Source organism: Nonomuraea sp. NPDC052265, from assembly GCF_044547985.1.
Taxonomy (GTDB): Bacteria; Actinomycetota; Actinomycetes; order Streptosporangiales; family Streptosporangiaceae; genus Nonomuraea.
Genome location: NZ_JBIUBJ010000008.1, coordinates 249,998 through 265,297, shown reverse-complemented (window position 1 = coordinate 265,297; position 15,300 = coordinate 249,998). Strand labels below are relative to the sequence as shown.

The 15,300-nt window shown below is 63.6% G+C and carries 10 protein-coding genes and 1 pseudogene; 6 read left to right on the top strand and 5 right to left on the bottom strand.

The window, feature by feature from the left end; genetic code table 11:
• Positions 1-123: 123 nt before the first annotated feature.
• The 5 genes and pseudogenes from ACIHAD_RS25095 to ACIHAD_RS25075 all read left to right on the top strand — a co-directional run bounded on the left by ACIHAD_RS25095 (position 124) and on the right by ACIHAD_RS25075 (position 11,345).
• Positions 124-3,636: a DEAD/DEAH box helicase family protein gene (locus ACIHAD_RS25095; protein ID WP_397357041.1), complete on the top strand. Its 3,513-nt coding sequence runs from the start codon at positions 124-126 to the stop codon at positions 3,634-3,636.
• A complete protein-coding gene (locus ACIHAD_RS25090; protein ID WP_397357040.1) occupies positions 3,633-5,156 on the top strand; it encodes a hypothetical protein in 1,524 nt (507 codons plus the stop codon). The genes ACIHAD_RS25095 and ACIHAD_RS25090 overlap by 4 nt, the downstream gene beginning before the upstream one ends.
• A complete protein-coding gene (locus ACIHAD_RS25085) occupies positions 5,153-6,712 on the top strand; it encodes an N-6 DNA methylase (RefSeq protein ID WP_397357039.1) in 1,560 nt (519 codons plus the stop codon). The genes ACIHAD_RS25090 and ACIHAD_RS25085 overlap by 4 nt, the downstream gene beginning before the upstream one ends.
• Positions 6,713-6,822: 110 nt before the next feature.
• Positions 6,823-8,949: an AIPR family protein gene (locus ACIHAD_RS25080; RefSeq protein WP_397357038.1), complete on the top strand. Its 2,127-nt coding sequence runs from the start codon at positions 6,823-6,825 to the stop codon at positions 8,947-8,949.
• 625 nt (positions 8,950-9,574) lie between these two features.
• A pseudogene (locus ACIHAD_RS25075) lies at positions 9,575-11,345 on the top strand (IS481 family transposase).
• A gap of 63 nt (positions 11,346-11,408) precedes the next feature.
• On the opposite strand, the gene ACIHAD_RS25070 reads toward ACIHAD_RS25075, so the two are convergent.
• From ACIHAD_RS25070 to ACIHAD_RS25060, 3 genes are all read right to left on the bottom strand, one after another.
• Positions 11,409-11,978, bottom strand: a complete 570-nt coding sequence (locus tag ACIHAD_RS25070) for a hypothetical protein (RefSeq protein ID WP_397357037.1) — start codon at positions 11,976-11,978, stop codon at positions 11,409-11,411.
• A gap of 184 nt (positions 11,979-12,162) precedes the next feature.
• The gene (locus tag ACIHAD_RS25065; RefSeq protein ID WP_397357036.1) at positions 12,163-12,636 is read right to left on the bottom strand and encodes an NUDIX hydrolase; all 474 of its coding nucleotides are present in this window, start codon (positions 12,634-12,636) and stop codon (positions 12,163-12,165) included.
• 34 nt (positions 12,637-12,670) lie between these two features.
• A complete protein-coding gene (locus ACIHAD_RS25060) occupies positions 12,671-12,922 on the bottom strand; it encodes a GntR family transcriptional regulator (RefSeq protein WP_397357035.1) in 252 nt (83 codons plus the stop codon).
• A gap of 118 nt (positions 12,923-13,040) precedes the next feature.
• On the opposite strand from ACIHAD_RS25060, the gene ACIHAD_RS25055 reads away from it, so the two are divergent.
• Positions 13,041-13,259, top strand: coding sequence for a hypothetical protein (locus tag ACIHAD_RS25055; protein WP_397357034.1), 219 nt, complete (start codon positions 13,041-13,043; stop codon positions 13,257-13,259).
• Between the two features lie 277 nt (positions 13,260-13,536).
• Here ACIHAD_RS25055 and ACIHAD_RS25050 read toward each other — a convergent pair whose 3' ends face one another.
• On the bottom strand, positions 13,537-14,103 hold the full coding sequence (locus ACIHAD_RS25050) for a guanylate kinase (RefSeq protein WP_397357033.1): 567 nt from the start codon (positions 14,101-14,103) through the stop codon (positions 13,537-13,539).
• The gene (locus ACIHAD_RS25045) at positions 14,100-14,831 is read right to left on the bottom strand and encodes an AAA family ATPase (RefSeq protein WP_397357032.1); all 732 of its coding nucleotides are present in this window, start codon (positions 14,829-14,831) and stop codon (positions 14,100-14,102) included. Before ACIHAD_RS25045 ends, ACIHAD_RS25050 begins: the two co-directional genes overlap by 4 nt.
• Positions 14,832-15,300: the final 469 nt, after the last annotated feature.

The window sequence follows — 15,300 nt, the reverse complement described above, 5'->3', positions numbered from 1 at the left end:
ACACGGGAGAACCCGTGATCAGATTGTGCCCTATCTTGCGGGCACGAGATGCGCGTTTTATTGCTAGTCGCCCGATGTGTGTCGGGCACACTTATGGAGATGGGCCGGACGGAGGGTGTACGGGTGGCGGTTGATCCCCGCTTGCGGGTTCTCGCGGAGCATTCGGCGAACTTTGGCTTCCTCCTGCAGCATGAATCGCTGCTTGTGGCCTATGGCGCTGGCGCGGAGTCGATCGTTTTCAGCGACCCGAACGGCGCGCTGGTTAAGTGCCGGCAGTTCATCGAAGTCTTCGCCTCGGTGCTGGTGCGGGCAACGGGGATCCCCGTTGAGGGAACTGACCTGGTCGATCAGATCCGGGCGCTGAGCCGCGCAGATGTGATCACCCCAGGTGTCGCTTCCACCCTGCACGAGATCCGCAAGACCGGCAACGCCGCGGTGCACCGGCACATGGCAGAGGCCGCCAGCGCCCTGCGCTGTCTGGAGCGCTGCTTCAAACTTGGATTGCTACTACACCGCGCCATCAGTGGTGAACGCGAACTGGTCGCGTTCGTACCACCCCAACCGCCGGCCGCCATCACCACCCCAGACCTCGCCGCCGAACTGGAGCGGCTGAAGAACGAGCTGGCTGACGCCAAGCTCGCGATGGACGGCACCCTAACGCGTCAGCAGGCCGAGGCTGAGGCACGTCAGCAAGCCGAGGCCGGGCTCGCCAAGGCACGCGCGGAGCGCCAGACGGCGGCGGATCAGGTGTTGGCGCTGGAGAAGCAGCTCCAAGACCTCCGCAAGGAGTTCGAGGGGCGCGAGCCGGTCAAGGTACGGCCTAGCCAGCGGGAGGTCATTGCTCAGCGGGCACGGCGGGCCGCGCCGCTGACCGAGGCTCAGACCCGTACGAAGATCGACCAGGCTCTCGCTGAATCCGGCTGGGTCGTCCAGGACCTGGACCAGATCGACCACTCCGCCGGGCGCGGGATCGCGGTGCGTGAGTTCCCTGTTGGGCGCAAGCGCGCAGACTACGTCCTGTTCGTCGACCGCAAGCTTGTCGGCGTTATCGAGGCCAAGCGTGAGGGCACCTCGCTCATCGGCGTGGAATGGCAGTCGGGCGACTACGCTGGCGCGATTCCTGGTGATTACCGGATGGCAGTGTGGCGGCGCGACGAGCCGCTGCCATTCCGCTACGAAAGCACCGGCATCGAGACCCGCTTCACCTTCAGGCTCGACCCGGACGCCGCCTCGCGCGAAGTGTTCTCCTTCCACCGGCCTGAGACACTCGCCCGTTGGATGGCCGAGGCCGACGACAATCCTGAGGCTCCGACCTTCCGCGCTCGGCTTCAGGCCATGCCCACGCTGGATGAGTCGAGTCTGCGTCCCGCCCAGGCGACGGCAATTCAAAACACGGAAGGCCATCTGAGCAGCGGCCACCGCCGGGCGATGGTGCAGATGGCTACGGGCGCTGGCAAGACCTTCACAGCGGTTTCGCTGGCCTACCGGCTCTTTGAGTACGGTGGAGCCCAGCGTGTCTTGTTCCTCGTGGATCGTAACAACCTAGGCGATCAGGCAGCAGGAGAATTCGCCCGCTATGTCACCAACAGCGGGCAGACCCTGGGCGAGGACTACACCGTTCAGCGCCTGTCCTCAGGCACGGTGCTGGATTCGGCAAGCGTGGTCGTCACGACGATTCAGCGGCTGTACCGGGCGCTGTCCGGCCAGCCGCTCCCCGCGGGGGATGCCGATGATGAGGCTATCGACGAGTTCGAGCCGCCGGCCCCGGTCGACGCCGTCTACAACGAGGGGCTTCCACCAGAGGCTTTCGACCTGATTGTGGTAGACGAGTGCCACCGCTCGATCTTCGGCCGCTGGCGGGCGGTCCTGTCCTACTTCGACGCCCCGGTGATCGGCCTGACCGCCACGCCGAGCGTGCAATCGCGAGCCTTCTTCGGCGAGCCGGTCAGCGAGTACACCTACGACGAGTCGGTGCAAGACAAGGTCAACGTCGACTTCGCGGTGTTTCGGGTTAAGACGAAGATCGGCGAGTCGGGCTCGACCATTCCGGGGCTGGATGAGGAGGGCACCCGTACGGTGGTGCCGCGCCGCGACCGCCGTACGAGGCAGCAGTGGTACGAAGAGCTCGATGAGGACCTCACGTACGGGGCCGAGGAGATCGGCCGGTCTGTTGTCGCCCGTGATCAGATCCGCACGGTGATCACCGCCTACCGGGATCGCGTGTTGCCCGCACTCTTTGAGCAGTACACCACCTCGGTGCCTAAGACGCTGATCTTCGCCAAGGACGACTCCCACGCTGATGACATCGTGCAGATGGTGCGTGAGGTCTTCGGTAAGGGCAACGACTTCTGCGCGAAGATCACCTATCGCTCCAAGGCGGCCGGCAACGACCCAAAGGAGCTCCTGCGTCGCTTTCGGACCACCTCGGAGATGCGCATCGCGGTCACCGTGGACATGATCGCGACGGGGACTGACGTTAAGCCCTTGGAGTGCGTGTTCTTCATGCGCAGCGTGAAGAGCCCGATCTATTTCGAGCAGATGAAAGGCCGCGGCAGCCGGACGATCGACCCGGATGACTTCCAGGCGGTCACTCCTGACGAAAAGGTGCTCCGTAAGGACCGGTTCGTCATTGTGGACGCGGTCGGCGTCACCGATCACCCGCTGGTCGATGCCACCCCGCTCAACCGCGACCCCGATAACCGGCTCAGCCTTCGCCAACTGTTGGCACGCGCCGCCCGCATGGGTCTGGACGAGAACCAGACCGCAACCTTGGCATCTCGGCTGGATGCTCTGGATCGGCAGATCAGCGACGTTGAGCGTGACGAGCTGGCTGCTGTTGGACAGGGGACTTCGCTACGCGACCTGGTACGGCGCCTCGCCTCGGCGGTGGACACCCAGACGCTCACCCTGTTGGCTGATGAGGGCGGGCAGGGCGCCGTGAGTGAACGGCTACGCCAGGCTGTTCAGCCCCTGGCCGACAACCCTGAGCTGCGCGAGCGTATCGCGGAGATCCGGACCAAGCATGATCAGACGATTGACGAGATCAGCCAGGACGAGGTCACGCACACCGTAATCTTCACCAGGGAGCAGCTGGCGCAGCAGACGGTTGAGTCGTTCCGCGCCTATCTGGCGGAGCACCATGATTCGATCACGCTTATTCGAGCCGTCGAGGGTGGCGGCTCTGCCAAGTTGTCCTGGGCGGAAGTGACGGACCTGACCAATCGGATCGAGCGGCTTCCCAAGGTCGGCAACGTGACTCGACTGTGGACTTGTTACGAGGCGTCAGGCACTCCGATGGGAACGCGTGGGCATGAGGCGAAGCCCACGGACCTGGTCTCGATCCTGCGCTACGAGCTTGGACTGGACTCCGAGCTGAAGCCGTTCCGTACGGTCGTTGAGGAGCGCTATGCTGCTTGGCTGACTCGTCACGAGTCGGCTGAGGGGAAGTTCTCGCCGATGCAGAAGTGGTTCTTGGACCGACTGTGCGAGATCGTCATTGGTAGCGCCGAGATTGCCGATGACACGCTGGATTGTGCGCCGTTCGACTCACGCGGGGGTGAGGACGCCTTCTACGATGCGTTCGGCGACCGCGCCACAGCACTTCTGGACGACCTGACGAAGGAACTCACCGCATGACAGACCTGCCTTCCGGCTGGGCTTGCGCCACCTTGGGCGATCTCCTGCTCCGCATCGAGGCGGGAAAATCTTTCACCTGCGAACCACGACCCGCTGAGAAGAATGAGTGGGGCGTAATCAAGGTCAGCGCGATGACGTACGGGGCGTTCCGCGAAGAGGAGAATAAGGCGGTACCAGCCCACCAATCGGTCGATCCGGCCAATGAGATCAAGCCTGGCGACATTCTGGTTAGCCGGGCAAGCGGCACACGAGAATACGTTGGTGCGCCCGTCATGGTTGGAGATTGTCGCCCTCGGCTGCTGCTGAGCGACAAGAGTCTTCGCTTGATCCCCTCTACGTGGGTGGATCGACATTGGCTACTGCAAGCGCTTGCTTCTCCCGAAGTAAGGGCACAAATCTCGGCTGAGGCATCAGGCACAAACTCGCTTCGAAATATCTCGCAGCAGGCGCTTAGCGCCGTCGAGATGCTTGTTCCGCCGCTGGCAGAGCAGAAGCGCATCGTCTTGGACCTGAAGGCTCGGCTTGTCGAGCTTGAGGAAGTGGCTGCTCTACTCAGCTCAGCCGCGATTCGCCTTGCTGGTTTGCGCGAATTTGTGTTGGGGGCGGTGTGCACAGGGCGTCTTCTTGGCATCGAGGTCGTCGACGAGGCAATTGAGCCTGATTCCGCAGGCGTCGTCGATGGCGACCTTCCTTCCATCCCCCAAGACTGGCGCTGGGTACGACTAGGGACTATTGCCGATCTTGTCGGCGGGGTGACAAAGGACACCAAGAAGCAGATGGACGTGGCGTTGCCCTTGGTGCCCTATCTGCGAGTAGCCAATGTTCAGCGAATGAAGCTTGATCTTCGAGACATTGCCTGTATCAGGGTCCCCGCCGCGAAGGCGGAACAGCTTGCTCTCCAGGCTGGCGACGTCCTTCTCAACGAGGGTGGCGATCGAGACAAGCTGGGCCGCGGCTGGATCTGGGAAGAACAGATTGACCACTGCATCCACCAGAACCACGTATTCCGAGCACGTGTCCTTGACGGCATCCTGCATCCGAAACTGCTGGCCTGGCACGCCAACAGCTTCGGCCGAGGCTGGTTCGAGCGTAATGGCAAGCAGAGCGTGAACCTAGCCTCCATCAGCTTGTCCAAGTTGAAACTGTTTCCTGTCCCAGTGCCCCCTTCAGAGCTTCAGGAAGCTCTTGTAGAGAGGGCTGAGTTGCTCCTCGGCATGATCGAGACCTCAGAAGCATTGGTCGAGAGGACACGGATTCAGCTGACGAGTTTGCGTCAGAGATTGGTCACTGATGCATTTGAAGGTCGATTGGTTGAGCAAGCCGCCGACGACGAGCCAGCCGATGTGTTACTTGATCGGATTCGGGCGGAGCGCGCTGCAGCGGCGAAGGCCGGCAGCCGTCGAAGGCATGGCGCAAGCCGTATCGAAGCTAAGAGAGTTTCACTCCCGCCTGGTTCTGGAGGGGTTGTACCGGCCGGGGCACAAGAGAGTCTGTTCGAGCAGGAAGAGGTGTCGTCGTGACGCAGGTGGATGTGGTCGATCCGAATTCTGCGGAAGCGGCGGCGCATACCCGAGCGCTGGTGGACAAGCTGTGGAGCTACTGCGATGTCCTCAGGGATGCCGGAGTGCCCGCGATCGACTATGTCGAACAGCTCACATTCCTTCTCTTCCTCAAGATGATGGACGAGAAGGAGAAGAAGGCCAAAGAGAAGGCGGAGCGGCGTAAGCTGCCCACACCACCGCCGATTCTCCCCGTGGGGATCAGCTGGGACCTCTTGGCTAGCAAGAAGGGTCCAGACCTCAAGGAGTACTACGAGCATCTGCTGCGCGAACTCGGTAAGCGCAAGGGGATGTTCGGCCTGATCTTCGCGGGTGCGCAGAACAGGATCCAGACGACCTCGCTGCTGGAGCGCCTGATCAAGGAGCTGATCGGTAAGATTCACTGGTCCCGGGAAGGCGTAGACGTCAAGGGCGACGCGTACGAGGAGCTCTTGTCGCGCAGCGCGAGCGACGTCAAATCTGGTGCCGGCCAGTACTTCACGCCGAGGCCGTTGATCCAGGCCATGGTGGACGTCATGCAGCCTACCCCGGACGACATGATCGTTGATCCTTCGTGCGGAACAGGCGGCTTCCTGCTGCTGGCCAACGAGTACATCCGCCGAGAGTTCCGGATGGAAGCGCTCAACCCGGACCAGCGGAATCGGGTAACGAAGGGGCTGGCGTTCCACGGGGTTGAGTTGGTGCGGGCGACCGCCCGTCTCGCGGCGATGAACATGCTGACGCATGGGGTGGTGCCAGACGAGCACTACGAGATCATCAAGGTCGGCGATGCTCTAGTTAACGAGCCGACAGTCCACGCGACTTTGGTTCTGGCCAATCCGCCATTCGGGCAGAAGACGGCCATCAACGTGGTAGATGAGAACGGCAAGATCATCAAGGACGAGGCGATCTACTCTGATCGCGACTTCTGGGTGAAGACGAAGAACAAGCAACTCAACTTCGTCCAGCACATCGCCAAGCTAATGAAGATCGGCGGCCGGGCGGCGGTGGTCCTGCCTGACAACGTCCTGTTCGAGGGGGGCGCCGGGGAGAAGATTCGCCGGGAACTGCTCAAGGACTACGACATGCACACCATGCTGCGTCTCCCCACCGGGATCTTCTACGCAGGCGGCGTCAAGGCCAACGTGCTGTTCTTCGAGCGGAAGCGCCCGGCGGCTGAGCCGTGGACCAAGAAGCTCTGGGTGTACGACTTCCGCACCGGCGAACGCTTCACGCTCAAGCAGCGCCCACTCCGTCGCGAGCACCTTCAGGAGTTCGTCAACGCCTACCTGCCAGGCAAGGACCGTGAGGAGCGTGTCGAAACCGAGCGCTTCAAGCCGTTCACGTACGAACAGCTCTTGGCGCGGGACAAAGTCAACCTCGACATCTCCTGGCTCAAGGACACGTCGGCTGACCTCGAGGAGGAGTTGTCGCCACACGAGATCGCCAACTCCATTGCCGCTGACCTTGAGACTGCTCTGGAGCAGATCCGGAAAATAGCCGAATCCTTGTCGATACCTGCTGGGAAGGGTTGGTAGCCGCCCTCGCGGCTATGGGTCGAGATGTCTGGGGATAAACATCCGGATGGTCTGGATATGTGCCCCGCCGATGGCATGATCTCTTTGTCACGTTCCGACGAGGGGGAATCATGGCCAAGCCAGGCGGGATGCCATTACGAGTCCGGCACGTCGCAGACGCGCTGCACAAGGAGTTCGATGGCCTGATCCACATGGCCGACTCGACGAAGATGGCGCCCGAGGAGTTCGAGCGGAAGTTCCTCAGCCGGGCTTTGGCGGCCTTCGTTGCCCGGCGACGTGCCGATCTCACGCCAGAGCAAGCCGCTGAAGCCGTCATTGACGGCGCAAACGATGTTGGCATCGACGCGATCGCCTTCACGGACAACGGCCTGCATTTGCTCCTGATCCAGAGCAAGTGGAAGGACAAGGGAACCGCAGGCTTCGGCATCGACGACGCCCGTGCGTTCTGGGATGGGCTCACCTCGATCGACCAGCAGAAGTTCGAGCGGTTCAACGAGCGGTTTGAGGCACATGCGGAGCAGGTCAAGGCGGTTCTCGCAGATCCGCGAGGCCGTATCACGCTTGTGGTCGTGCTCATGGGTGAGGGGGCTCTGTCCGCAGCGGTGTTGGAACGCTTCCACGCCCTAGAGGATGAGTTCAACGTCGGCTTCGACAAGAAGCTCGGCCATGAGGTTTGGTCGCTCCAGCGCGTTTGGGAAGCCGTGCGAGACGGGCTCGCGGAGCCGCCGATCCATCTGAGCGCTCACATGGACGAATGGCTCCGCATCGGCGAGCCCTACGACGCATACCAGGGGCGGGTGTCGGCTGTCGAAATCGCGCAGTGGTACGAGGCGAATGGAGATCGGCTCTTCTCGAAGAACATCCGGCGCTCGCTGGGTCTCACCGCGGTGAATTACGAACTGGTGAACACTCTCCTCACCAGCCCTGACGACTTCTGGTACTTCAACAACGGGATCACTGTCCTGTGCGATCGTGTCGACCGGAAGGCGTGGAGCCTGAGTCACAAGGGTCCTGCCGAGGTGCTCATGGATGGCGCGAGTGTGGTCAACGGTGCCCAAACTGTGGCGGCCATCGCAGAGGCCGCGCGTAGGAATCCTGACCAGGTCGCGGAGGCGTATGTCGCCGTCAAGGTCGTCAGCACGGGTAACTGCCCAGAGGGTTTCGACAACTCCGTCACACGGGCGACGAATGTTCAGAATCGTGTTGAGCAGAGGGACCTTGTCGTCGCGCTGGATCCAGCGCAGGTCGAGATCCGCGAGGACTTCGCCCTCTCGCTTGACAAGACCTATACATTCCGGCGGGGTGAGCCTGATCCGCTCCCCGAGGCCGGCTGTTCTGTCGTGCAGGCGGCGACCGCGCTGGCGTGCGCACACCGCAAGGTCGACCTAGCCATTCGAGCGAAGCGAAGCACGGATCTCCTGTGGGAAGCCGAAACATACGCGCTCCTGTTCAAGCCGGCGCCCAGCGCCTTCCAGATCTGGCACTCCGCCGTCATCATGAGGGCTGTAGGCGCGGCACTCCAAGATGCCAAGATCCAATGGACAGGACGCGCCCGGTCTGTGGCTGATCAGGCAGATTTTCTGGTCACTCACATCGTGTTCAGATGCATTGATCTAGAAGGCATCGAGACGCCCGACTATGACCTCACGTCGGTTCTCGCGAGAATCCCGGACCTGGTTGCTGCCATTCTGACCTGGTTGATCGCTGCGATCGACTCCGAGTTTGGAGTCACGTCCTTTATCAGCAGCACGATCATGAACCCTTCGCGCTGCGTACAGCTCGTCGATCTAGTTGTAGCCCATGTGGCGGATACCGCACTCGTCCCCGACCTGCCGGCCGACTACAAGCCCGCACCCCGCCCGAAGCGCCCGAGACGACCGAACGCGGTCCCCACCCTCGTGGATGCTGGACGAATCCAAGAAGGCACCATCCTGTCGTTCGAGTGTGCCACCAAGCCTGAGCGTGAGGCTATTGAGCGTTGGCTGGCTGAAGATTCTCGCCGAGGCCAGGCGGCATGGACCAACGATCGCTCCAAGCCACTCGTCTGGGCCGTTGATGGCAAGAAGTATTCGCCGACAGGCCTGGTGACGGAGATCTGGAACAGAGCGGGCTGGGATCCCGAGGTGCGGCCGGTTGCGGTTCAAGGACCTTCTCGTTGGGCGATTAAGGGGGAAGGCACCCTCTGGCAACTGGCGCTCGATGTCCTCGCGCAACGCGAAGCAGGCTATGACGAGTAGGTCGCCAGCAGCGTCATGCTCTTTAGGACGATAGAGGTCGGCCCCTAGAGCGATTTGTGCGGGTCCATTCGTTACCGTGGCCAACCGGGGGCGGGGGAGGTGATCCTCGTTCCCGCCGCTGCCCATATGTCTCCGGCCGCTGAGTCTCTTGACGTCTCGACTCTGCCGTTAGCGACGATTTCGAGCGGGCTCGGGTGTCTGGGCGTATCCCGGACCTACCACGAGTTGCCGGAGCGTTCGCGCAGAGCTTCCGTCCCACGGGAGTGTGAGTCGCGGTTCACCCCTTCATTCGATGGCAAGTGGACCCGTACCGCAGGGCCGCCAGGCCCGAGGAACGGAAGCCGCGCGGCAGCCATACGGACAGATCACAATGGCTGCCGGAAGCTTTCTTGCCCTGGAGCTGCTGCTTGGTGACCCTCAGCGCGTGGGCGGCGGCGGTCGCGACCGGCCGAAGAGCCGCAGCGCGGCCGACGACCGTCCACGCGCGGCGGGACGCGAAGCGGACCGCCTTTAAAACCGTGGAGAAAGTTCTCATCCACCGGCAATCATGGTGTGTCGGGTCTCATGACCTGCGTGACACATCGTGCTCAGGACGTGCGTAACACTTCGCCGAGTGTTGGTGGAGTTGAGCGTGGTTGAGCAGCGGTACCAAGCCGTGCTGCAGGTGTTATCCGGGGCGAGTGTCACCGACGTCGCCCGCAGGTTCGGTGTCTCACGTCAAGCGGTGCATCGATGGCTGGGCCGATACCGCGATCAGGGCCTGGCCGGGCTGTCGGACTGTTCATCCCGCCCTCGCACGTCACCGACCCGGACTCCGGCCGAGGTGGAGGCGCTGATCTGCGAGCTGCGGCGTAACCACCCTCGCTGGGGCGCCCGCCGGCTGGTATGGGAACTGACCCGCCGAGGCTGCCCCGGGCCGGTGCCGTCCCGGGCGACGGTGCACCGGGTGCTGGTGCGCCACGGCCTGATGCAGGTCACCCCAAGAGGCCGGCGGAGGGAGGACTACAAACGCTGGCAGCGCTCCGAGTCGATGCAGCTGTGGCAGATGGACATCGTCGGCGGGATCACGCTAGCCGATGGCACCGAGTGCAAGGTCGTCACCGGGGTCGACGACCATTCCCGCTACTACGTCGCCGCCACCGTGGTGGCCCGCCCCACCGGCCGGGCCGTGTGCCTGGCCCTCGCCGCGGCGTTGAGCCGATACGGAATCCTGGATGAGCTGCTCACGGACAATGGCAAGCAGTTCACCGCCCGGTTCGGTCGCGGCGGGGAGGTGATGTTCGATCGGATCTGCCGTGAGAACGGCATCACGCACCGGCTGACCCGCCCCCACTCGCCCACCACCACCGGCAAGGTGGAGCGCTTCCATCAGACGCTGAGGCGGGAACTGCTGGATGACCACGGCCCGTTCACCAGCATCGAGCATGCCCAGCAGGTCCTGGACGCCTTCGTCGACGACTACAACACCCGCCGACCCCACCAGTCGCTCGACATGGACCGCCCCGCCGACCGGTTCCAGCCTCGCCATGGTGCCCACTTGCCGCTGCGGCTGCCATCGGCCCTGCACGCCCTCCCCGATCCGCCATCCGATCCCGAGCCCGAACCTCAGACTGAGCCAGTGGTGATGCCGCCGGCGCAGGCCGAGGCAGCACAGCTGGTGCTGTCGGCTGACGGGACCGACGTGGTCGACCTGGCCGTGGAATTCACCCGCGTCGTGCCCGCCTCGGGCAACTTGGCCGTCTGCGGACAGCAGGCACCCACCGGGCCGGACTGACGATCACGCTGCGGGCCGATGCAGGCACCGTTGAACTGCTGGCTGCCGGGGTCAGGATCAAGAAAGTCCCGTCCCGGCTCACCCTCGGCACCTGCGGCAGCTGATCGCAGAGGGCGGCACCCCTATCCGGCCAGCAGCCAAACCGTCCCGCCCCGGCACCGGTGAGGTAGTCGAGCTCGACCGGACCATCAACGCCAGCGGCCTGGTCGCCCTCGGCGGCCGGCAGTACTCGGTCGGCTACCAGTTCGCGGGACGCCGGCTGTCCGTCCGCATCGACGGTGCCGTGCTGCCCCTGACCGAGGGAAACACGCTGCTGCGCACCCTGCCCAATCCCCTCACCAGCAACGAGATGGCCCGCCTCCGGGACGCCCGCCCTGCCGGGCCCGAACTCCAACCGGCGGTCGAACCGATCCGCGTGCAGCGGCGCGTCAGCAGCCGCGGCCAGCTCTCCATCGCCGGACAGCGCATTCGCGTCGGCATCGGCCACGCCGGAGCAACGGTGACCATCGAGGATACCGGCGGAACCTTCCGCATCACCTACGCCGGTCAGATCATCGCCGAGGTCGCTCGCACCACCACCAAGCCAATCGCCCGATTCAAAGTCCGCAAGCCCCAGCGCTGACAGAAGATCACACCAGACGTGCCGAGGTGCTTGCGGGATCGTGAATGCGACCGCGGCTTGCCTCTACAGTCCGGCTGAGTGCGTTGACAGCCAGTCTGCGTGGCGGCTCTTCAAGACGTCACGGTCGTGGGCGGTGGGGGCGATGATGTCGGCTCCGCCGTCGTAGGGGTGGTAGAGCCACCGGAGATCCAAAGGAGCGATGATCACGTCGATCAGTTCCTCGTCGGCCACGCCCCGCAGCAGCGGATCCAAAGTCTGCCGGTCGAAGGAGGTCATGCTGACATAGAGCCTCGCTGCGACGTCGAATGGCGAGTCGCCGCCAGGCTCGATCGTCAGCCATGGGACGGCGCCCGGATGACGCGGATCGGGTGAGATCCTCCCCTCCTCGTCCTCGAAGTAGACGGCGATCACGTAGAGACCTTCCTGCGCCCCGAGCTCGTCAATCACCCGGTGATGACGATCAAGGATGATCTCGTACTCGTCTTCGGTATCGGCATACCGCTTGGACTCGGGAAGACTGTGGAAGCGGACCCAGCGGTCGGCATGCCAGCCGCGGAGCTGGTAGGCGATCGGGCTTCTGCCCCACCGCGTTCGCCACGCCGTGGTGAGCGACTCCACCTCGTCTTCCGTCACGATCATCCCCCTCTGGAAAGCAATGGCGGTTGGCCTTACTCTCAGCCGCAGAAGAACGATAGATCATCTAGCCGGAGTGTCACCCACCTCCCGAGCCGGATCTGTCGCACGGGTCCTGAGATCTGACACGGCAATCATGGTGTGACCTGGGGCTCTTATGGCTGCTTGCTGAGCTGCCCGGCTCTCAACCGATGTGTGGGCCGGCTGCTTGTAGGTAGTGGTTGATGCGCATGCGCATTGACCGATCCATCCGGTAGCTCTCGATGTCTCGCGGTGCTACCCATCGGACCTCGCGGGACTCTGAGCTCGGAGTCGGTTCGCCACCAGTCGGGCGTGCCGTGAGCACGATGGAGAACTCTTGCCGCGCTTCCCCGTTGCTGGTGTAGAGGATGACGTGCCTGGGGTCGCTGTACGTGCCGACGATCCCGGTGATCTCGCAGGTCACGCCGGTCTCTTCCAGCGTCTCGCGTACGGCTGCGGCTGGGATGGACTCGCCGAGGTCTATGGCGCCCCCGGGAAGAGCCCAGTTGTCGTTGTCGCTGCGGTGGATCAGCAGGAGGGCGCCGGCCTCGTCGGTGACGACCACGTTGACTGAGGGAACGAGGCTGTTGGGCGGCGGCGCGTCGGGGTCGTTGTAGTAGTCGATCCTGCTGGTCACGGCTCGGGAGACTACTTCATCCGGGTCTTGTGACTCAGCTCTTCGCGGATTCGGCTTCGCCGGGTGGGCTGACGAAGCTGCCGAGGTTCGGCACGGTGTAGATCAGCCCTTCGTCGCGTAGCTGGCGGATGGCCTTGCGGATGGTGTCGCGGGCAACGCCGAACTCTTGGACGAGGCGGACTTCCGAGACGAGGTACTTTGGCGGGTATTCGCCGCTGCTGATGCGTCCGCGGAGGACATCGGCGACCTGCTGCCAGCGAGGGCGATCCGGCTCGAATTCGATCACGAGGCCCAAGCGTAGAAAGGGGACTTCAAGGGTCGTCACTCGCCTATAGGGACCTATCGCTATCCCTCGGTATCCCTAGGGGTAGACAGGCTCCGCCTGTGACTTCTACGCTCATGGCATGGCAACCAAGAGTTACTGCCTTGTAGCGCTTCGCGCCTGCTTTCCCGGCTGGTCCTTCTTCCAGAGCGACGCAGGCGCCTTCTATGGGAGCCGGAGCGGCGTACGGCTCAGCGACAAAGAGGTTGACGCTGGGATGCAGCAGACGGTGAGCGCGGATGACCTGGAGACCTTCGTCAGGCTGCTTCTCGCGCAGGCGCAGTCGGGGGCCGAGGTATGACCGTACCGTCGTGGCGCTTCGACCATCACAGCCATCACTTGGCAGTTCCTCAGGAGGATGTGCTTCAAGTGGCCTGGCAAGACGTTGTGCGGCGATGCGATCGGATCAGGGTCCATGAGCACACGTGCACCTGCATGCCTCCGATGTACGAGCTGTGCTCGGCCGGCGGGTTGTCTTTCATCCGACGCTTGTCACGGGACGGCCGTCCGCGCGTCGTTCAGACTGAATGGATGTCTGCTCGGGCTGCCCGGCAGCTGTGGATGCAGATCCTCACTGGTTACGCGCGTTGATCCATCGGCACCACTTCGCGGCCGTAGTAGGCGCTTGCGATTTGCTGCGCTATCTCCTCCGGCGCGATCAGCTCGGTTCGGTATCGGTGATGGAACGTGATCTCGCCGTGGGTGTGCAGGTCGGCGAATGCCTCGTCCCATGCTGCCAAGCGCTGTGGTGTGTCGACGTCGAGGCGCTGTCGCGAGCGTTCTTCGCAGACCGCCCGCGGTACCCACAGCAGGACGACCAGCCAGGCTATTGCCTCGGTCAGCCGGCGGATGTCGGCGATGGTGCCCAGATGGACGATCGGTACCTGGCCGGTGGAAACCAGTACGTCGATCTGGTGGCGGTCGATGGCGTAGGTGTTGCCGTAGCGGCGCGTCTCCAGGAGGAGGCGGCCGGCGGCTCGCAGCCTGGCCAGCTCCTCGACGGTGACGAAGTCGTACTCTGTGCCGCGCTGGTTGCCGGCCTTGAGCTTGCGTACCAGGGCGAACCGCGGGTCGAGTCGGCTGAGGGCGGCGGTGATCGTGCTCTTGCCGCTGGCGGGTGGCCCGTACAGGACGATGCCCCTCATGTGAGGATCCGCTTCAGCGTCTCGCGGGTCTGGTCGGCAAGGCTGATGGCGGCGCCGAGGCGGTTGTCGACGGTGATGTGGGCGGTGGGCGGGCTGGTCTCGGAGTTGAGGCCGTTGACGTACGTCTGCCAGTTGGCGAGTTTCCAGGAGTCTCGGGGCGCACCGCGGAACTCGATGTACTCGCGCATGGAGTCGGCGTCGCAGCGCACCCAGACCGCGGCCACGTCGATGCCCTTGGCCGCGCACCGGTTGGTGAGGCGGGAGATCCAGTCGGGGTCTTGGAGTTCGGCGATGAACGGTGCCGCGAGGATGGCTGAGGTGCCGACTTTGAGGTTGTCGAACGCGGTCTCCATCAGGCACCGGTACTCCAGTGGGCGGACCTCGCGCAGGTACAGCTCTGTGTGCCGGTCGTGGGGGTCGCCGCCGAGGGAGATCAGAAGGCGCTCGACCATGGGGCGGGTCAGGGAGTCCTTGTCCAGGAAGGCCCAGCCGGTGATGTCGGACAGGAAGCGGGAGAACTCTGTCTTCCCGGATCCGGCGTAGCCGCCGACAAGGGTGAGGATGGGCTTGGGGCTGCCCTGGCCGTGGCGGCGTCGCCAGGCATCCACGACTCGGTTGAGGAGGGCGTTCTGCTCGCCGTTGGTGGGAGCACCCGAAACTTTGACGAGGGCCTGTTCGATCACCTCGGCGGCGGCGTTGTCCACGGCGGGGTCGGTGGGCTGGGGCAAATCCGAGATGGAATTTTCCACTCCGGGTATTTCGCCGGGAAGCGGCAGCCGGAAACCCAGTGTGGGTTCGTTTGCCTGGTATAGGAGGCAATAGGCTCGTCGGTAGTGAGGCCCGGGATATACCGATCCCTGTTCGTGTGCCCAGAGTGTCTGGAAATTCGCGGCCGGCGCGGTGAGCCCGTGCCGTGCGGCGACCTGGCGTAGCTGGTCACCTGCGGCTTCGAGGGTGAGTCCGTGTGCTTCGCGGTACTGGCGCAGCAGCAGAGGTTGCCATCCGGGGCGGTGAATTGTCTTCATCGCATCCTTTTGCGCGCTTGGAGGGCGGGCGTGTGTAAGCGCATGTGTAACCGCCGTGCAGGCAGTAATGCAGAAGCTTAGCTAACGCTCCGTGATACTCAACAGCGGCGATACGCGATGAACTAACGGCATCCCGCAGGGGATTACGAACCACCAGAAATGGGGTGCCGAG

Excerpts from the sequence above, each read along its gene's own strand:
- ACIHAD_RS25090 (WP_397357040.1), top strand. The coding sequence starts at position 3,633 with ATGACAGACCTGCCTTCCGGCTGGGCTTGCGCCACCTTGGGCGATCTC.
- ACIHAD_RS25080 (WP_397357038.1), top strand. The coding sequence starts at position 6,823 with ATGGCCAAGCCAGGCGGGATGCCATTACGAGTCCGGCACGTCGCAGAC.
- ACIHAD_RS25055 (WP_397357034.1), top strand. The coding sequence starts at position 13,041 with ATGGCAACCAAGAGTTACTGCCTTGTAGCGCTTCGCGCCTGCTTTCCC.
- ACIHAD_RS25050 (WP_397357033.1), bottom strand. The coding sequence starts at position 14,103 with ATGAGGGGCATCGTCCTGTACGGGCCACCCGCCAGCGGCAAGAGCACG.